Source organism: Agrobacterium sp. 6Ca8 (assembly GCF_055382765.1).
Genome location: NZ_AP026433.1, coordinates 547042 through 565249 on the forward strand (window position 1 = coordinate 547042; position 18208 = coordinate 565249).

Annotated in this window: 21 protein-coding genes; 12 read left to right on the top strand and 9 right to left on the bottom strand. The window is 59.7% G+C overall.

All coding sequences use genetic code 11. The features are described 5' to 3' along the window. The first annotated feature begins 21 nt into the window (after positions 1-21). On the top strand, positions 22-987 hold the full coding sequence (locus tag ACZ5A6_RS02710) for an alpha/beta hydrolase family protein (RefSeq protein WP_003511897.1): 966 nt from the start codon (positions 22-24) through the stop codon (positions 985-987). Between the two features lie 45 nt (positions 988-1032). Here ACZ5A6_RS02710 and ACZ5A6_RS02715 read toward each other — a convergent pair whose 3' ends face one another. Continuing rightward, a complete protein-coding gene (locus tag ACZ5A6_RS02715; RefSeq protein ID WP_174061561.1) occupies positions 1033-3723 on the bottom strand; it encodes a heavy metal translocating P-type ATPase in 2691 nt (896 codons plus the stop codon). Positions 3724-3890: 167 nt separating this feature from the next. Here ACZ5A6_RS02715 and ACZ5A6_RS02720 point away from each other — a divergent pair, with 167 nt between their 5' ends. Together ACZ5A6_RS02720 and ACZ5A6_RS02725 are read left to right on the top strand one after the other, a co-directional pair. Further along, positions 3891-4799: a L,D-transpeptidase gene (locus ACZ5A6_RS02720; protein ID WP_019564146.1), complete on the top strand. Its 909-nt coding sequence runs from the start codon at positions 3891-3893 to the stop codon at positions 4797-4799. A gap of 159 nt (positions 4800-4958) precedes the next feature. Continuing rightward, positions 4959-5684: a L,D-transpeptidase gene (locus tag ACZ5A6_RS02725; RefSeq protein WP_013635657.1), complete on the top strand. Its 726-nt coding sequence runs from the start codon at positions 4959-4961 to the stop codon at positions 5682-5684. A 54-nt stretch (positions 5685-5738) separates the two neighbouring features. On the opposite strand, the gene ACZ5A6_RS02730 is transcribed toward ACZ5A6_RS02725, so the two are convergent. After that, complete coding sequence (locus ACZ5A6_RS02730) at positions 5739-6197, bottom strand: MarR family winged helix-turn-helix transcriptional regulator (protein WP_003511901.1); 459 nt, start codon at positions 6195-6197, stop codon at positions 5739-5741. A 193-nt stretch (positions 6198-6390) separates the two neighbouring features. Between ACZ5A6_RS02730 and ACZ5A6_RS02735 the strand changes: the two genes are divergently transcribed. From ACZ5A6_RS02735 to ACZ5A6_RS02745, 3 genes are all read left to right on the top strand, one after another. Then, the gene (locus ACZ5A6_RS02735; protein WP_003511906.1) at positions 6391-6813 is read left to right on the top strand and encodes an organic hydroperoxide resistance protein; all 423 of its coding nucleotides are present in this window, start codon (positions 6391-6393) and stop codon (positions 6811-6813) included. 96 nt (positions 6814-6909) lie between these two features. Further along, on the top strand, positions 6910-7293 hold the full coding sequence (locus ACZ5A6_RS02740) for an MbcA/ParS/Xre antitoxin family protein (RefSeq protein WP_003511907.1): 384 nt from the start codon (positions 6910-6912) through the stop codon (positions 7291-7293). Further along, positions 7253-8014, top strand: coding sequence for an RES family NAD+ phosphorylase (locus ACZ5A6_RS02745; RefSeq protein WP_174061559.1), 762 nt, complete (start codon positions 7253-7255; stop codon positions 8012-8014). Before ACZ5A6_RS02740 ends, ACZ5A6_RS02745 begins: the two co-directional genes overlap by 41 nt. 42 nt (positions 8015-8056) lie before the next feature. On the opposite strand, the gene ACZ5A6_RS02750 is transcribed toward ACZ5A6_RS02745, so the two are convergent. From ACZ5A6_RS02750 to ACZ5A6_RS02765, 4 genes are all read right to left on the bottom strand, one after another. After that, positions 8057-9571 carry an ABC-F family ATP-binding cassette domain-containing protein gene (locus tag ACZ5A6_RS02750; RefSeq protein ID WP_174061558.1) on the bottom strand — a complete coding sequence of 505 codons (1515 nt, stop codon included), beginning with the start codon at positions 9569-9571 and terminating at the stop codon, positions 8057-8059. A 159-nt stretch (positions 9572-9730) separates the two neighbouring features. Further along, the gene (locus tag ACZ5A6_RS02755; RefSeq protein ID WP_174061411.1) at positions 9731-9919 is read right to left on the bottom strand and encodes a hypothetical protein; all 189 of its coding nucleotides are present in this window, start codon (positions 9917-9919) and stop codon (positions 9731-9733) included. A gap of 25 nt (positions 9920-9944) precedes the next feature. Beyond that, positions 9945-10367, bottom strand: coding sequence for a YciI family protein (locus tag ACZ5A6_RS02760; RefSeq protein WP_464111043.1), 423 nt, complete (start codon positions 10365-10367; stop codon positions 9945-9947). A 101-nt stretch (positions 10368-10468) separates the two neighbouring features. Then, on the bottom strand, positions 10469-10915 hold the full coding sequence (locus tag ACZ5A6_RS02765) for a MarR family winged helix-turn-helix transcriptional regulator (protein WP_013635660.1): 447 nt from the start codon (positions 10913-10915) through the stop codon (positions 10469-10471). Positions 10916-11065: 150 nt separating this feature from the next. On the opposite strand from ACZ5A6_RS02765, the gene ACZ5A6_RS02770 reads away from it, so the two are divergent. The 3 genes from ACZ5A6_RS02770 to ACZ5A6_RS02780 all read left to right on the top strand — a co-directional run bounded on the left by ACZ5A6_RS02770 (position 11066) and on the right by ACZ5A6_RS02780 (position 13192). Beyond that, on the top strand, positions 11066-11794 hold the full coding sequence (locus ACZ5A6_RS02770) for a DUF899 domain-containing protein (RefSeq protein WP_003511917.1): 729 nt from the start codon (positions 11066-11068) through the stop codon (positions 11792-11794). A 26-nt stretch (positions 11795-11820) separates the two neighbouring features. After that, positions 11821-12309 (top strand): DUF1579 domain-containing protein, encoded by a 489-nt coding sequence (locus ACZ5A6_RS02775; RefSeq protein ID WP_174061556.1) that lies wholly within the window; start codon positions 11821-11823, stop codon positions 12307-12309. 100 nt (positions 12310-12409) lie between these two features. After that, on the top strand, positions 12410-13192 hold the full coding sequence (locus ACZ5A6_RS02780) for a VOC family protein (RefSeq protein ID WP_174061555.1): 783 nt from the start codon (positions 12410-12412) through the stop codon (positions 13190-13192). Between the two features lie 46 nt (positions 13193-13238). Here ACZ5A6_RS02780 and ACZ5A6_RS02785 read toward each other — a convergent pair whose 3' ends face one another. Beyond that, positions 13239-14135: a LysR family transcriptional regulator gene (locus ACZ5A6_RS02785; RefSeq protein WP_174061554.1), complete on the bottom strand. Its 897-nt coding sequence runs from the start codon at positions 14133-14135 to the stop codon at positions 13239-13241. A 122-nt stretch (positions 14136-14257) separates the two neighbouring features. Between ACZ5A6_RS02785 and ACZ5A6_RS02790 the strand changes: the two genes are divergently transcribed. After that, on the top strand, positions 14258-14980 hold the full coding sequence (locus ACZ5A6_RS02790; RefSeq protein WP_065658170.1) for an SDR family oxidoreductase: 723 nt from the start codon (positions 14258-14260) through the stop codon (positions 14978-14980). A gap of 14 nt (positions 14981-14994) precedes the next feature. Further along, positions 14995-15345: an Atu4866 domain-containing protein gene (locus tag ACZ5A6_RS02795; RefSeq protein ID WP_174061553.1), complete on the top strand. Its 351-nt coding sequence runs from the start codon at positions 14995-14997 to the stop codon at positions 15343-15345. A gap of 60 nt (positions 15346-15405) precedes the next feature. On the opposite strand, the gene ACZ5A6_RS02800 is transcribed toward ACZ5A6_RS02795, so the two are convergent. Continuing rightward, positions 15406-16968 (bottom strand): helicase HerA-like C-terminal domain-containing protein, encoded by a 1563-nt coding sequence (locus ACZ5A6_RS02800; RefSeq protein ID WP_025592733.1) that lies wholly within the window; start codon positions 16966-16968, stop codon positions 15406-15408. A gap of 311 nt (positions 16969-17279) precedes the next feature. On the opposite strand from ACZ5A6_RS02800, the gene ACZ5A6_RS02805 reads away from it, so the two are divergent. Then, entirely contained in the window at positions 17280-17672 is a 393-nt protein-coding gene (locus ACZ5A6_RS02805; protein ID WP_464111044.1) for a hypothetical protein, read from the top strand. Positions 17673-17681: 9 nt separating this feature from the next. On the opposite strand, the gene ACZ5A6_RS02810 is transcribed toward ACZ5A6_RS02805, so the two are convergent. Beyond that, complete coding sequence (locus tag ACZ5A6_RS02810; RefSeq protein ID WP_013635666.1) at positions 17682-18113, bottom strand: winged helix-turn-helix transcriptional regulator; 432 nt, start codon at positions 18111-18113, stop codon at positions 17682-17684. Between the last annotated feature and the right edge of the window lie 95 nt (positions 18114-18208).

The window sequence follows — 18208 nt, forward strand, 5'->3', positions numbered from 1 at the left end:
TTTGATCACTCAGGTGCGCATATGCCAGATAAACGCTTTCTCTCCTCAGCATTCGGACAGGAAGAAAGCGGCGCGACCTTAAGGAGCCTGACGCGGCGCAATCTGCTTGTGGGTGCCATGGGCCTGTCAGCAGCGGCACTTCTGCCCGCAGGTGCGAAAGCGGGCATTCCCACGCCCGAAGTGCTGCCGCTGGAAAAGCAGGATTACGGCGAGGCGCGCAAGCGGTTCCATACCCATTTGCTGCGCAAAATGTCCGCTCCGGAAAAATCATCGCCGCTCGGCACACCGCCGGGCGCGGAACGGGTCACCTATCGTGGCGGGCCGGATGGTTCGATCGAGCTTGTGGCCTGGCTTTCCCATTATCAGCCCTCGACGGTACTCAAACCCGCGGTGCTTTTCCTGCACGGCGGCAACGCCACCGGTGACGGCCATTGGGCGATGATGAAGCCCTATTGGGAGGCGGGTTTCGTGGTGCTTTTGCCGTCCTTCCGGGGCGAAAACGGCCAGAACGGCAATTATTCCGGTTTCTACGACGAAACAGCGGATGCGCTGGCGGCGGCGACCTATCTGGAAAGCCTACCCGGTATCGACAGGAAACGCTTCTTCATTGCGGGCCATTCCAATGGCGGCACGCTGACGCTTTTGGCCGCCATGAGCCGCAAATTCCGTGCCGCCGCGCCGATTTCGGCGGGCGTCAATTCATGGCGTTACTTCAACCGCTATTCGGACGAACTCTGTTTCGACGAAACCGACGAGCGGGAATTCATCATGCGCTCTTCGGTCTGTTTCGGCCCCAGCCTCAAATGCCCGGCGCTGTTGCTGCGCGGCACGGAGGAGCGCCCGTTCGACGCCGATCACCAGCTTTTCGTCGACCGCGCCGTGTATTCGGGATTCAAGGTCGACAAAAAACTGCTGCCCGGCACACACAACGGGGTGGTGCCGGGCGCCGTGACGGAAAGCATCCGCTTTTTCAACGAATTTGCATAAAAAAGGGCCGAAAACCGCTTTGCAGCTTTCGGCCCTCTCGTAAAGTCAGGCGCTCTTCTTGAAGTAGCCGAGCAGCCGCATGGCATTGGCGGTGACGAGAACCGTAGCGCCGGTGTCGGCGAAGACAGCGAGCCACAGGCCGGAGAGGCCGGTAACCGTTGTCACCAGGAATACCGCCTTCAGGCCGAGCGCGATCGTTACGTTCTGGTGAATATTGCGCATGGTGGCGCGCGATAGGCCGATCAGGCGGGCAGCATCGCCGACATTGTTGCGCATCAACGCCGCATCCGCCGCTTCCATCGCCACATCCGTGCCTGAGCCGATGGCGACACCGACGCTTGCAGCCGCGAGGGCGGGCGCATCGTTGATACCGTCGCCCACCATCACCACGGTTTTCTTCTGGGCAAGCTTGCGGATTTCCTCGACCTTGTTCTGCGGCAGGAGTTCGCCGCGCGCTTCAAGTCCCAGCTTGTTGCCGATTGCCTTTGCCGTGCGGGCATTGTCGCCAGACAGCATAAGCGAGGAAATACCCATCTCCTTCAGTGCCTTGATGCCTTCTGCCGCATCCTTGCGCGGTTCGTCGCGCATGGCGAAGAGACCGCTTGCCGCACCCTCGGCCATGACGACGGCCACGGTCTTGCCTTCGCTTTCCAGTGCGGAAATGCGCTCTGCAAGTTCCGTCGATACGGTCCCGACTTCGGTTGCAAAACGCGGCGCGCCGATGAACAGGCGCTTTCCGCCGACGGTGCCCTGCATGCCACGACCGGAAATCGCCTTGATCTCCGAGCCGGGCAGGGGAGTTACGCCTGCCTTGTTGGCATGGTTGACGATGGCTCTGGCAAGCGGATGGCTGGACTCGTTCTCGATGGTCGCGGCTTGCGCGATCAGCCCGGCCTCGTTGCCGTCAAGAGCCACCACATCCGTCACGACAGGTTCGCCGAGCGTCAGCGTGCCGGTCTTGTCGAAGGCCACGGTTTCGGTGCGTGCCAGCATCTCGATAACCGCACCGCCCTTCACCAACATACCGTGCCGTGCCGCAGCCGAAAGGCTGGAGGCGATGGCAGCCGGAACGGAAATGACGAGTGCGCAGGGGCAACCGATCAGCAGCAGGGCGAGACCGCGATAGATCCAGGTGTCCCAATCGCCAAGGCCCACAAGCGGCGGCACGACGATGGTAAGTGCCGAAATCGCGACGATCAGCGGCATGTAATAACGCGAGAAGTTCTGGATAAAGCGCTCGGTCGGGGCGCGGGCGTCCTGTGCTTCTTCAACGAGCGTGATGATGCGGGCAATGGTGTTGTCTTCCGGCGCGCGGTCGACCCGAATGCGCAGCGAACCGTCATGGTTGATCGAACCCGCAAAGACGCGTGCGCCTTTTTCCTTGGCGACCGGAATGCTCTCGCCGGTCATCGGCGATTCGTCGACGCTGGATTCGCCTTCCATCACCACGCCATCGGCGGCAATGCGGTCGCCCGGACGCGCCACGACCACCTGTCCGATGCGAACCTTATCGGCGGCCACCTGCCGGAGCGTACCGTTTTCTTCCACCAGTGCCGTTTTTGGCAGCAGGGAACCGAGAGCCTTGATGCCCGAGCGGGCACGTGCGGCGGCAAAGCCTTCCAGCAACTCGCCAACGGAGAACAGCAGCACGACGATCGCCGCTTCTTCCGCCTCGCCAATGATGATGGCGCCGATGGCGGCAATCGTCATCAGCATCTCTATGGTGAAGATCGCCCCGAAACGCGCGGCGTTGAAGGCGTTGCGCGCAATGGGAAACAGCGTGACCAGCGTTGCGACAATGAAGGCGTAACTGCCCCATGCCGGGAAGCCAAGCTCCGCCGCATAGGCAATGGCCACGAGAATGGTGCCGGTGAAGGTGTTGCGCGCCTTGGCGGTGCGCCACCACACGCCTTTTTCATCCGCGCCATGGGCGTGGCCTATGTCGGCGCTCTGCGCGACGGTTTCAACGCTCCCGTGGCTATGCGCGTGCTTCGCATCGTCATGATGGTGGCCGCCGCAGCTTGAATGGTCGTGGCCTGAATGATCATGTTTGTGATCGTGATCATGGCCGTGATGACCGCCGCATGATCCATGGTCATGGTCGTCTGCATGATCGTGATTATGTTCTTCGACCTTGCCGAGTGCGGTTTTTTCCTGCGGCAGCAAGGCAGGCTTGAAGCCGAGCTTGCGCAGCGTGTCCTCGATCTTGTCGACCGGGGTTTTGTTATCTGCCAGAGAAAGGTTCAGCCTTTCGCGCGCAACGGATACCTTGACGTCGGCAACACCGGGCAGACGCGAGAGCGCGGTTTCGATCTTGGCCGCGCAGCTGGCGCAATCCATGCCGCCGACAGAGAAGGTCAGGGCATTTTTCTGCTCGATGCTCGGTGCTGCTTCCGCATGGTGATGACCACCGCACGATGAATGGTCATGATCATGCCCATGATCGTGATGTTCCGCCGCAATCTTTTCGCGCGGAGCCTTGTCCTGCGGCAGCAAAGCGGGCTTGAAGCCAAGTTTGCGCAGCGTATCCTCGATTTTTGCGACCGACGTTTTGTCTTCCGCCAGCGAAAGGTTCAGCCTTTCGCGCGCAACGGAGACCTTGACGTCGGCAACGCCGGGCAGGCGGGAGAGCGCCGTTTCGATCTTCGCCGCACAGCTGCCGCAATCCATGCCGCCGACCGTGAAGGTCAGGTCTCCTGATTCCCCGTTCAAACTGCCGCGTGTCGAAATATTCATGGTTCTAGCTCCTGAATTCCACTCGACAGCCAATCTGGCACCTCTAGCAACTAGAGGTTCAAGGGCAAAAATGCGCTTTTCCGATTTTTTTTGAAAGGCACACACCAGCCTCGCGCCAGCCGCGCAATGCATCATGCCTTCAAACTTGGTTTCATGAAGCGGTTCAGATGACAGCACTCCTATTGAAAAACTGCCGCCGGGCGGCCTCGCTGGCGGTCATTGCGCTGCTGCCTTTCCTGAGCGGCTGCCTTTTCGTGACGGATACGAGCCGGATGAACCCGGACGTCTTCGTTCAGGAAACGGCGCCGGTGTTCAATTTCAATTCCGTAAGCTCCAATCGCCAGCCGGAACTGCCACCACAGCCGGGTCAGCTTTCCACGCGCCCTCCGGATCTGTTCAGAACCCGCTTCCATCAGGAATACGGTCCGCCGGTGCGCGGGCAGGGCCTGAGCGCGCCGCAGGTGCAGGGATTGAATGTGCCGCAGGCGCAGGGTCAGGCGATGGCCTATGGGCTTCCGGTCTCCAATCCGCTGCACCGGGTCATGTATGGCCCGATCCGCGATGATGACCGGTCCCTGCCGGCCATTCCCTATGGTCGCATCGATCCGCGTTATCTCCGGCAGGAGGTGAGCTACCAGACGGCGGAAGCGCCGGGTACAATCGTCGTGGATACAAAGCAGCATTTTCTCTATCTGGTGCAGCCGGGCGGCAAGGCTATCCGGTATGGCGTTGGCCTCGGGCGCGACGGTTACGCCTGGTCGGGTCGCGGCAAGATCCAGTGGAAGGCGAAATGGCCGCGCTGGACGCCGCCCGACGAAATGGTCAGGCGCCAGCCGGAACTCACCTCCATTTCCGCCGCCAATGGCGGCATGACGCCGGGTCTCAACAACCCGCTCGGCGCGCGTGCCCTTTACATTTTCAAGGACGGCAAGGACACGCTTTACCGCGTGCACGGAACGCCCGACTGGCAGTCCGTCGGCAAGGCAACTTCGTCCGGCTGCGTGCGCATGCTCAATCAGGATGTGATCGACCTCTACGAGCGCGTACCGAAGGGCGCACAGATTGTGGTTATCTGACCACTTTCTAAAAGAAAGCGCTGCATCGTGGGGTTCCCCCAGCTCCTTCTGGCTGGCTTTTAGCGGTCGGTTAACTATTTTCGCAATACGCCTGTGTACGTGGAACAAACGATGTACAACGGCGATATAGCCGTTCGAAATGTGGGACAATCCGGCCTTATGACAAGCACCGACACAGATCTTTCCAGACGCACTTTCCTTTCCCTTCTGGGTATTTCCTCCGCTTCGTTGCTGGCGGGCTGCGCTTCTTCCGGCACGGGTGAAGCCATTCGCCAGCAGGCGAGCAGCATCGGCAGCGATTTCCGCCAGATGTTCTCGTCGGGCGTTAGCGATGCGGAACTGGCCGTCATGTACGGTTCGGTCGAGGATGGCGGTTACGTCATTCCCGCGGTTCCCTACCAGAAGATCGACCGGCGTTATTATCGTCAGCGCGTAGTCGATCCGACCGGCGAACGCCCCGGCACCGTCGTCGTGGATACGCGCTCGCGTTTCCTCTATGTCGTGGAGCAGGGCGGCAGCGCCATGCGTTACGGCGTCGGCATCGGCCGCGATGGTTTCGCCTGGTCCGGCGAAGGCGTCATCCAGTGGCGCCAGAAATGGCCGAAATGGACCCCGCCGGACGAAATGGTCGCCCGCCAGCCGGAACTGGTCAAATATTCTTCCAAGAACGGCGGCATGCCACCGGGCCTGAAAAACCCGCTCGGTGCCCGCGCGCTCTATATCTTCCAGAACGGCAAGGACACGCTTTACCGCCTGCATGGATCGCCGGAATGGAACTCCATCGGCAAGGCCGTCTCTTCCGGCTGCGTACGCCTGATGAACCAGGACGTCATCGACCTCTATGACCGCGTGCCGCAGAAGGCGCGTGTGGTTGTTTGGCAGTAAGCCAAGCCTGTTCGAATAAAAAGGCGGCCTTGTGCCGCCTTTGTTTTTTCGGGATCACGGCCGGGCGATATTTTCCTTCAGCGCATTCACCTGGTCCCGCAGTTGCACCAGTTCCTCCAGCCCGCAGCCCGTGGCGTCGCCGATTGCCGCCATGATCTTCACGCCCTCCTTTTTGAGATCGGCGCCCTTGGGCGTTACGGCCACCAGCACCTGCCGCTCGTCAACAGTTCCGCGTTTGCGGGTGATCAGCCCGGCATGTTCCAGCCTTTTCAGCAACGGCGAAAGCGTGCCCGAATCGAGGCCCAGCATTTCACCGAGCGCCTTGACGGTGGAGGTTTCCTTTTCCCACAGGGCCATCATGACCAGATATTGCGGATAGGTCAGGCCGATCGGGTCCAGCAGCGGCTTATAGGCGCGGGTGAAAGCGTGCGCCGCGCCGTAAAGGGCAAAGCATATCTGCTGGTCCAGCCTCAACAGGCTTTCCAAATTGGTGTCATCGCTCTCTGCGCCCATTGTTCTGCTCCAAAAATCAACCGGGAAGGGAACAATCAGCCCTGCCTTTCGGTTCCTGCCACATGGATGCGCGGCGAAATTTCGTGAAATTATCGCAAAAAACAATTTTTTATTCAATGTGCAAAATTATATTGCGCACAATTGAATTGCGCATTATAAGAAACCCAACACCAACCCAACGGGAGTAAATGCCATGCCTATTCTCTACACGACCAAAGCATCCGCCACCGGTGGCCGCGCCGGCAACGCCAAGTCGGAAGACGGCGTGCTCGACGTAACGCTGACCGTTCCGAAGGAACTCGGCGGCGATGGCGCCCGCGGCACCAATCCGGAGCAGCTTTTCGCAGCCGGTTATTCCGCCTGCTTCCTCGGCGCCTTGAAGGCTGTCGCCGGCAAGCAGAAGGTAAAGATTCCTGAAGACACGACTGTGACGGCAACCGTTGGCATCGGTCCGCGCGAAGACGGCACCGGCTTCGGCATCGAAGTGTCGCTGAAGGTCAACATTCCCGGTCTTGAGCGCGAAAAGGCAGAAGAACTGGTAGCCGCCGCCCACATCGTGTGCCCTTACAGCCACGCCATGCGCACCTCCACGGAAGTGCCGGTCTCTGTGGCCTGATCCAGCAAGTTTCAGCAGCAAGGCCGGGTTAATCCCCGGCCTTCTTGTTTGTGGAAAGAAAAGTGCTATATTCTTTCTAAGGAAAGGATGTATGCCATGAATATTCACGCCAAGACTGCCATGGATCCTGCTTCGCAGGGTAGGGTCGTCACCAAGGCCGTTATGACCGCTGCCGAGCGGCTGGGCCTTAATGCCGCCCGCACCGCGGATATTCTCGGTGTTTCCGCCCCGACGGTGTCGCGTATGAAGCGGCTCGATTTCCTGCTGGAGCCGGGCGCCAAGTCTTTCGAGCTTGCGGTGCTGCTGATCCGGGTTTTCCGTTCGCTGGATGCAATCGCCGGCGGCGATGAGGCGGTAGCCAAAAACTGGCTGCGCAATCACAATACGGCGCTCAACGCCGTGCCTGCCGAGAGGCTCACCACCATTACCGGATTGATCGATGTCCTCTCCTATCTGGACGCCCGACGCGCTCCTGTCTGAAAAGCGCGCCGCATCGGGAAAATACTGGCGGCTGGTGGAAGCGCAGCATCAGGTTTCCACCATGAAGCTGGTGGATACGGTGGAGGAGCAATCGCTGCTGGAAGATATTCTGGAGGCGAGCAAGCGGCCCTTTCCGCCGGAATGCGCCGGGCTCGATTATCTTCTTGCCACGCCCTTCCGGTATGGTGCGGCTTATCCATATGGCTCGCGTTTCCGCCGGGCTGGCTTTACCGAAGGCGTTTATTATGCCGCAGCCAAGGTGGAAACCGCGCTTGCCGAAATGGCCTTCTACCGGCTGCTGTTTTATGCGGAATCTCCCGGCACACCGCTGCCTGCCAATCCCGCCGACTATTCCGCCTTTGCCGCCTGTATCGCCACCGATGCGGCGCTGGACCTGACGCAACCGGAATTGAACCGGGACGAGGCGCTGTGGACCGACCTGCAGAATTACGAGCCATGCCAGGCGCTGGCCGAGCAGGCGCGTCTGGCAAAGATCGAGGCGATCCTCTACCGCTCGGTGCGCGATCCCGCAGGCGGCCTCAATATCGCGGTGCTGTCGCCGAAAGCCTTTGCCGAAAAAATGCCGGTGGAACGGATGAGCTGGCGCATCCGCCTGTCGAAGACCGGGGTGCAGGCACTGTGCGAATTTCCGATGCGCAGAACAGGGTTTGCGGTCGCGGATTTTTCCGGTGATCCACGCCTCGCCAGCCTGCTGGGCTGACGGGCGTTTCGCTTGTTTTACTCTCAGCCCGTTTGACGGGCCTCATGCCGACGCGAAAAACGCTTCGGGATCGTCGACTTCCACCAGCCTGCGCTTGTCGATCAGCCAGAAACGTGTTCCGACCGCCCGCACGAAACTCCTGTCATGCGAGACGAAGACGCAACTGGCCGAACGGTTGATGATTTCCGCCTCAAGCGCTTCCTGCCCATCTATATCAAGATGGTTGGTGGGCTCGTCCAGCAGGTAGAAATTCGGTTCCGCCAACCGCAGCGCCAGCATGGCGAGCCGCGCCTTCTGGCCGCCGGAAAGCGTTGCTATGCGACGTTTCTGCATTTCCATGTCGATACCGGCACCCGCAAGCAGGCCGTGTATGCGCTGGTCGCCAATGTCGAATCGGCGGGTCATGAGCGCAAATGGCGTGCTGTCGTCGTCGATTTCGGCAAGCGACTGATCGACATATCCGGCCACCAGCGAAGGCGTGGCCTTTATGCCGTCCTGTATTTGGCCTTCATCCATCACTGCCGCTTTCAGAAGCGAGATCAGCCGCGTCTTGCCGACGCCGTTGCGGCCGAGAATGACGATGCGGTCGCCCTGGTGGACAAATTGCCGGCCGGTGCGAAACAGCAATGTCCCGTCCGGCGTCGAGACCGGCACATCCTCCAGAGTGACCAGAACCTTGGCATGCGTACCGCGATTGGCGAGCTGGATCTTGCCGGCGGAGCGCTCGCTATGTGCTGGGCGCGCATTCTCCTCCAGTTTCTCGGCACGCTGGCGCAATTGCTTGGTCTTGACGGTCAGAAGATCGCTGCCAGAATTGATGCCGATATTGTTGAGCTTGGCGGCCTGTCGGCGCAATTGCTGCGCGGTTTTCATGTCGCGCTGGAAACGCCGCTCATCGGCGGCATCCTCCTCTTCGAGTGCCGTACGCGCATGGCCGTAAGGCAGCCGGAACAGCGCCGAATTTTCCGGCCGCAGGAACAGCGTGGTCTTCGTGACATTGTCGAGAAAGGCGCGGTCATGACTGACGATGACGACCGCCGTGTCGCGCGGCAATTGACCGAGCCAGCTTTCCAGCACGTTGATTTTCTCGAGGTCGAGATGGTTGGTTGGCTCATCGAGCAGGAGAACGTCAGGCTCGGTGATCCACGCCCGCGCCAGCATGGCAAGTCGCTGCCAGCCACCGCTCAGCTCTTTCAAATGGCGATGACGATAGGGTTCCGGCACCAGCATGGCATCAAAAATAATGTCGGCGCGCCAGCTCTCATTGTCCATCTCATCCGCCGGCAGGGCGGAAAGCACGGCGTCCCGCATCGTCTTTTCCAGAAGCGGGGAGGGCAGGTGCTGGTGGACGATGGACTGCGTCAGCCCGCGCAGCCGGGTGATATCACCGCTGGTAGCGTCCAGTTCACCGGCGAGGCAATTCAGCAGGGTGGATTTGCCGTGGCCATTCGCAGCGACGATGCCGATGCGGTCTCCGGCATTCACGGTGAGGCCAAGATTGGAAAAAAGCGGCTTTCCCAGAATGATTCCGAGGTTTCGAAGCGTGATAAGGGTCATGAAATTGTCTCTGGCAAAACGGATCTGTGACGAACCGTGGTCTGCGACAATGCAGTACGGGATATCGGTTCGAGGTGATCCGTCGTGAAAACATGCGCAAGGGCAGACAAGCTGCATTCTGCGCGGCCTTTCGGGCAAACCAGAGTTTTGGTGTTCCGGTCAGCCCTGCAAACGCGTCTGCAGGGCAAAAAGGTGGCAGATCTGGCGGTTGCGCCAGAAGCAGGAAATATCCATGCGAAGCCTCCTTTCTTGATACGTGTTCAACAGTCCAACAATTAACAGCGGCAGGGGTTCGAGGCAATGGCTTTTGAAGAGGCGGGTGGTGCCGGAGAATACGGCGACCCGCATTCTCCAGCCCTCAAGCGCGGCGCCCTTACTGTTTTGCCACGCGCTCGCGCAGTTTTTCCACATGTTCGGCGATTTCAGGTGTCACCGCGTCGCCGAAATCCTCCATTTCGAACATCGGGCGGATTTCGATTTCGCTGCGCTCCAGCATCGGGTTGGGGCAACGCTTCACCCACTCCACGGCCTCATCCATGTCCTTCACCTTCCAGAGCCAGAAGCCGGCAACCAGCTCGCTGGTGTGCGGGAAGGGGCCGTCGATCACGCTGCGGCTGTCACCATCGAAAACAACTCTCTTGCCTTTGGAGGAAGGGTGGAGGCCATCACCGGAAAGCATGATGCCGGCATTGACCAGTTCTTCGTTGAACTTGCCCATGGCTTCCATCAGTTCGGTGGTCGGCATTATGCCATCCTCACTGCCGCGGGTGGCCTTTACGAAAACGATAACACGCATGGTTTCCTCCCTTGTTGCGTCTTCCTCGTTAGTTTCACCGTCCGGCACGACGGGTAGATGACATTTTCACGGGTAAAAGTGGCAATATGCCGCTTTTCCCGTCAGCCGAGATCAATGAGGTCGCGGCGCAGCCTGTCGGGGTCGCCGCTGCCGATGCGGGCCTCGATTTCGGCGTGGGTCTGTTGCCATATAGGGAAGGCAGCTGTGAGTACGGCCATGCCTTCCACCGTCAGCCGCAGCCGCTTGCCGCGCTTGTCCTTTGGGTCCTGCTCGATACTGACCAGCCCACGCCGCTCCAGTGGCTTCAGCGCTGCCGTCAGCGTCGTGCGGTCCATGGCCAGAAGATTGGCGACCGGCCCCATCGGCGGCGGCTCCGGCCGGTTGAGTGACATCAGCAGGGAAAATTGGCCGTTGTTGATGCCGACTGGCTTCAATGCGTTATCGAACAGCCGCGCCAGCGCCCGCGCTGCACGTTGCGCATGCAGGCAAAGACAGGAGTCCCGCACTAAAAGAGTTGCCGAAAAAGGAATCACGCTGGCGTTTGACATGGACTATATATGTTGATATCAACGTAATTAGTCAAGCGGAACCTGTCGCCTTGCTGACGGTTTTCCTGGCTTTCAATGCAGACACAGGCGGCGCCCACCATGGAGGCGGAGCGGTGCCGTGGTGAAAGACGGATCCAAGGAGGAAAGATCATGTCTCATCCCGTTGTTTCTAATGAGGAGTGGCTTGCGGCCCGCCGCGATCTGCTGGTGAAGGAAAAGGAATTGACCCGCGCGCGCGACAGGCTGAACGAGGCGCGCCGCGCATTGCCATGGGAAGAGGTGACGAAAGATTATATTTTCGACGCGCCGTCCGGCCCGAAATCGCTGAAGGAACTCTTCGGCAATTGCAGCCAGCTCATCGTATACCACTTCATGCTGGCACCCGACTGGGAGGAGGGCTGCACCGGCTGTTCCTTTTTCGCCGACCATGTCGATGGTGCGATGGTTCACCTGAAGCACGGCGATGCGGGTTTCGTTGCGGTCTCGCGCGCACCGCTCGAAAAGATCGAGGCCTATAAAAAACGCATGGGCTGGAAATTCCCTTGGGTCTCGGCCAACGGCAGCGACTTCAACTATGATTATCAGGCCTCCTTCCGTGATGAGGATATCGAGAGCGGGGCGATCACCTACAATTACCGTGAGATCGAGCCGATGGGCGACCTGAAGGACCTGCACGGCGTCAGCATTTTCGCCAAGGGCGAGGACGGCAGGATTTACCATAGCTATTCCGCCTATGCCCGCGGCATGGAAGAGACGCTCGGTACATTGATGCTGCTCGATCTGGTGCCAAAAGGCCGTAATGAAGAGGGTGTAATGGATTGGGTGCGCCGGCACGACCAGTACGAGGACGAGCCCAAGGCCGCGTCTTGCTGCCACTGAAATAGGACGAGGAGGAGGAGACGACAATGGAAAATGCCAAGCCGCAGAAGGAACACGCGTTCCTGGGCAGGATCGTCGGCGACTGGGTCATGACCGCCAGTTCCGGGCATGAGGGATACGATCCCGATGATCCCGCCCAGCGGTTCACCGAAACCGTCAGCTCCATCGGCGGGCTGTGGATCATCGGGCACGGCACCGAAAAGATGCCTGACGGGACGGAGATGACGGCTGTCATCACCGTGGGTTTCGACCCTGCCAAGGGCCATTTCGTCGGCACCTGGGTGGGGTCGATGATGACCAATCTCTGGGTCTACAAGGGCTGGCTGGAAGACGACGGCAAGACCCTGACACTCGAAGCGGAAGGACCGGCCTTTGACGGTTCCGGCCGCATCGATACCTATCGCGACGTGCTGGTGCTGCACGACGACAATAACCGCAGCTTTTCCGGCAGCGTCCGGCAGCCGGATGGCAGTTTCAAGACCTTCATGACATCGGAGTTCCAGCGCAAGGCGTGACGCCCCGCTGGAATTTGCCCGATCACGCCGAATAATGCGCTGCCGCGTCCTGCGGCGGCCGATCGCCAGAAAAATGACGCCATAACCCCGGAGAGATTCAATGTCCGATACACACGGAAAATTCATATGGGTTGAACTGATGACGGCTGACATGGAGCAGGGTGCCCGCTTCTATGGTCATGTCGCTGGCTGGCAGACCAAGGATTTCGGTTCGCCGGAAATGCCCTATCTGGTGCTGGAAGCCGATGGCAAAGGCATGGGCGGCATCATGGAACTGACCGAAGAACACAAGGGCCAGGGTATTCCGCCCAACTGGACCGGTTATGTCGGCGTTGACGATGTGGACGCCACGGCAAAACTTTTCGCGGAAAGGGGCGGTTCGGTCAGGCGTCCGCCGCAGGATATCCCGGAGATCGGCCGTTTCGCCGTGGTGGCTGATCCTTCCGGTGCGGTTCTGTGCATCATGACGCCGCTGCCGATGGAAACCGGCGGTTTTCCGCAGGAGACGCAGAACCTGCCGGGTCACGTCGGCTGGTACGAACTTGCCACCAACAATGTCGACGACGCCATAGCCTTTTACGGTGAGGTCTTTGGCTGGACCAAGGACCATGATTTTGACATGGGCGCAGAAATGGGCCCGTATCGCATCTTCGCCCATAACGGCAAGGTCGTCGGCGGCATGATGAAATGTATGGCGGGTGCGCCCACCTGTTATTGGGGTTATTATTTCAACGTCGACGGCATCGAGGAAACCATCACCCGGGTCAGCACCGGTGGCGGCAAGGTCGTCAACGGCCCGATGGAGGTTCCCGGCGAGAGCTGGATCGTCAATTGCCAGGACCCGCAGGGCGCTTTCTTCTCGCTGCTGTCGCAGAAGAAGTAACCCTTCTGGGCTGATATACCGATCTGCCGGAGGCTACTCCGGCAGATTACCGGTTTCTCGGTAGCCGAACGTGATCGATAAAGGCGCGGAGCTTCGGCGCAAGATGACGTCGATTGGGATAATAGAGATAAAATCCCGCAAAAGTCGGAGAATGGTCCTCCAGCATGGAAACAAGCTGGCCGCTCTGCAGGTAGGGACGGAAGGTCTCTTCCATGCCGAATGTGATGCCGGCGCCGGCACAGGCCAGCTTTATCATCAACTGCATGTCGTTGGTGGTGAAGTCCGGCTGCACCGCGACCGCGAACTCCCGGCCGTGTTCGGCAAATTCCCACCGATATGGCGCAACGTCCGGACGAGGGCGCCAGCCGATACATCTGTGATGGATCAGTTCGCGCGGCTGCGTCGGTAAGGTGACGCGATCTCGATATTGCGGGGAACAGACGGCGAGCTGCCGCTGCGGCCCGGAAACCGGAACGGCAATCATATCCTGCGCGATCAGCTCCCCCAGACGCACGCCGGCATCGTAGTGTTCGGCGACGATATCGAATTCCTCGTCCGTCACGACAATATCGAGTTGCACTTCCGGATGGATTTCAGCAAAGCGCGCCAGCAATGGCCCGGACAAGAAGCGCTCCGCTATCGAGGAAACGGCAAGCCGCAATTGCCCCCGAGGCATTCCACTCAGGGAAGAGGCGGCCTGGGTCGCTTGCATGAGGTTGCCGATGGATGGCGAAACATCGGCGTAAAGCTGTTGCCCCGCTTCCGTCAGGCTAACGCTGCGCGTTGTGCGCTGAACGAGCGCTATCCCCATCGTTTCTTCAAGCCTGCGGATGGTCTGGCTGACGGCTGACCGTGTTACGCCGAGCCTGTCCGCCGTAGCCCGAAAATTGCGTTCCTCTGCAACCATGCAGAAGGTGGAAAGCGCGTTGAGATCAACATTCATTGGTTAGCAAATCTATCCATGGAGTTTATCATTGAGGTAATTATCACGACAATGGCAAAGCTTTATCTTTCCTGCAACGGCCTCCTCTCGAAAAAGCGGGCCGTGAAGCCAAGGAGAAAGCCATGACATTGAACAAAGTTATTCTCATAACAGGTGCGTCGAGCGGGATAGGTGAGGGTATCGCCAGAGAACTTGCCGCTGCAGGCGCGAAACTGGTTCTGGGTGCGCGCCGCATGGACCGTTTGCAGGCTTTGGCCGACGAACTGCGCCAAACGGGCGCTGAGGTTGTCGTGCATCCCCTTAACGTCACGGAAAGGCAGAGTGTCGAGGATTTTGCCGAGGCGGGACGCAAGGCGTTCGGACGGATCGACGTCATCGTCAACAATGCCGGCATCATGCCGCTATCGTTGATGTCGTCCCTCAAGGTCGATGAATGGGACCGCATGATCGACGTCAACATCAAGGGCGTGCTTTATGGCGTCGCCGCTGTTCTGCCTGAGATGACCGCCCGCGCATCCGGCCACATCGTCAACATCGCCTCCATCGGTGCGCTCGCCGTTTCGCCCACGGCTGCCGTCTATTGCGCGACGAAATTTGCGGTGCGGGCGATTTCGGACGGGCTGCGGCAGGAAAACCGCGACCTGCGGGTCACCTGCATTCATCCCGGCGTGGTGGAAAGCGAACTCGCCGACACCATCACCGATCCGGCCGCCGCGGAGTTGATGCAAAGCTACCGGGCCATAGCATTGAAGCCGGACGCCATTGGCCGCGCAGTCCGCTATGCCATCGAACAACCCGACGATGTGGACGTCAATGAAATCGTCGTCCGCCCGACCGCCGCATAGGGAGGATCGGGACAATGAAGATTGTTTCGACATCGCTTGCCCTTGTACTCGCAACGGCCGCCGCCGATACCGGCCACCATCAGGAGGATCGTGCCGTGAAAGGGAATATGGACAAGGTGGCCCAGACCGAAAGCCACCCCTATATCGGCATGTGGGTCACCGGCGACGGCCATATCCGTCAGGAGCTTTTGCCTGATGGCCGCTACGACGAGGCGCGCGGCCAACGCAAAAGCGCCTATAAGGGGCGTTACGAGGTGAGGGGCAACCATATCGACTATTGGGATGATACTGGCTTTACCGCCGATGGCGAGTTCATCGACGATGTGCTCTACCACGGCGGCATGATTTTCTATCGCGAGCCGTGAACCGTCACGCTAACAGGAAAAAATCCGTCCGGCTGATCGAGGCCGGGCGGATTATCTGTTTTAACGCTTCAGGCTTCCCAGTATGCCGCGCACGATGGCGCGGCCCACGGATGTGGCAACCGAGCGGGCGGCACTTTTCATTGCCGCCTCGATCACGGTTTCGCGCTGATAACCACTCGTCTTGCGGGCGCCGGTGGTGGAGGCCTTTGTGGGTTCCTCGTCACCGAAACCGGGCAGGCGCCAGCGTCCCGAGGCACTGTCGGACTGGCTGGAGGCATTTTCCTCTTCCGCGCGCTTGGCGGCTTCGGCTTCCGCAGCCTTCTGGGCGCGTGCATTGAGGATTTCAAAGGCCGATTCCCGGTCCACATCCCTGTCGTATTGACCGGCAAGCGGGCCGGTATCCATCAGCAATTTGCGCTCGGCATCGGTGAGCGGCCCGACGCGGCCCGAGGGCGGCCGCACAAGGGTGCGCTCGACGATGGAGGGCGCGCCCTTGTCATGCAGGGTCGAAATCAGAGCCTCGCCCGTACCGAGCGTGGTGATGATGTCGGCTGTGTTGAAGGCGGGGTTCTGGCGGAACGTATCGGCTGCGGTGCGCACAGCTTTCTGCTCGCGCGGCGTATAGGCGCGAAGCGCATGCTGCACGCGGTTGCCCAGCTGGGCAAGAACGGTTTCCGGCACGTCCAGCGGGTTCTGCGTCACGAAGTAGACGCCCACACCCTTGGAGCGGATAAGCCGCACCACCTGCTCCACGCGCTCGACGAGCACCCTTGGCGCATCGTTAAACAGCAGATGCGCCTCATCGAAAAAGAACACCAGACGCGGCTTTTCCGGGTCGCCCACTTCCGGCAGTTCCTCGAAGAGCTCCGAGAGCATCCACAACAGGAAGGTGGCGTAAAGGCGCGGGTTCATCATCAGCTTGTCGGCGGCGAGAACCGAAACCGTGCCACGCCCGTCCGTGCCGACGCGCATGATGTCGGCAATATTCAGCGCCGGCTCGCCGAAGAAGTTTGCGGCACCCTGCTGTTCGAGAACCAGCAGCCCGCGTTGCAGCGAACCGACAGAGGTCTTGGAAATCAGGCCGAACTGGCTGGACAGCGCACTTGCATTCTCGCCCATGTAGTTCAGCAGCGATTGCAGGTCTTTGAGATCGAGCAGCGGCAACCCGCCCTGATCGGCGATCTTGAAGGCAATGTTGAGCACGCCTTCCTGGGCTTCCGAAGCATCCATCAGTCGCGCCAGCAGCAGCGGGCCCATTTCGGCAATGGTGGCGCGCACGCGATGGCCTTTTTCACCGTAGAGATCCCAGAAGATCACCGGCGATTTGCCATAGGAAAAATCTGTGAAACCGATCTGTTCGGCACGTTTCTGCACCCAGTCCTTGGCTTCGCCCTGGGCGGCTATGCCGGAAAGGTCGCCCTTGATATCGGCGCAGAAAACGGGAACGCCGGCTTGCGAGAAACCTTCGGCAAGAACCTGCAGGGTTACGGTCTTGCCCGTGCCCGTTGCGCCGGTGATCAGGCCGTGGCGGTTGCCGAATTTCAGCTCCAGATATTCACCCTTGTTCAGGCTGTCGTCCGGATTGCGGCTGGTCCCGATATAGATCTGTCCGTCCTGCAACATCGACCATTTTCTCCTGCGACTGATGCATGCCCCTTAAATCGCGATCGATTTGAAGATGGTCATGTCCGAATTGAACTTTTACGGCACCCTCTGGCCGCTACTGCCAAAGCGGCCTTTTCATAGTATGGTTGTGATGATCTTATAAGGACAGTTTCAAGGCGCAACAACTGCTTGATGGCGATGAAGAAAAACCGCTTCATGAAAGTTGCCGCACCCGCCTGCCGCCCGCTTGAATGCGGCATGAGATTGTTTTACGTTGACGTTAACGTCAGTTATTCGGTGTTGGCGTCGTTTTTCAACAGGAGGCAAGAATGAACGAAGTCGTTGACCAGATCGCCGCAAAGGCGGGCATAGACCCTGCGCTGGCCGAAAAGGCTGTTGGCATGATTCTGGGTTTTCTTCAGCGCGAGGCGGCAGATGGTCCGATCGCCCGCATGATCGAAGCCATTCCGGGTGCCAGCGATCTCGTGGCACAGTATAATGGCGAGGGCGCTGGTGGCGGCGGTCTGCTGGGCGGATTGATGAGCGCGATCGGCGGCGGCGGCATCATGGGTCTCGGCCAGCAACTGATGAGCCAGGGCATCGGCATGAGCGAAATCACCACGCTCGCCAAGGAAACCATCGCCGTTGCTCGCCAGCACGCGGGCGATGAGACTGTCGATCAGGTGATCGCTTCGGTTCCGGGCCTCAGCCAGTTCACGTAAGGCGACATTTTATTCGATAGCGGGGCGCGGCGGCTGTTCATTGAACCGGCGCCGCGCCTCTTCTATTTCCGCATGGTGGGTTTCCGCCCATATCCACACGCCGCAAAAGGCGCTGCCAAGGGTCTCCCCGAGAGACGTGAGGCCATAATCCACATGCGGTGGAATGACGGGGTGCACGGTGCGGCGCACCAGTCCGTCGCTTTCCATCTGCCTCAGCGTTTTCGTCAGCATCTTCTGGCTGATAGTGCCGACCAGCCTGCCGATCTGCGTAAAGCGAAGCGTGCCATGCTCTTCCAGCACCTCAAGGATCAGCATCGTCCATTTGTCCGCCACTTTCGCGATGATATCCTCAACCAGCGCCTCGATGACCGGATCGGTTTCCGTGGGCGGCGGAGACTTGCGCCTGTTCTCGATCATGGGATCGGCGGCATACCGTTTCATCTCACACTCTCCTTTGGGTAAGTATAATTCTTTTGGGTGCCTACTTACGAATGGAGAGTATAGCCGCTAATTTCCCGTCATCCAACAGGCAAAGG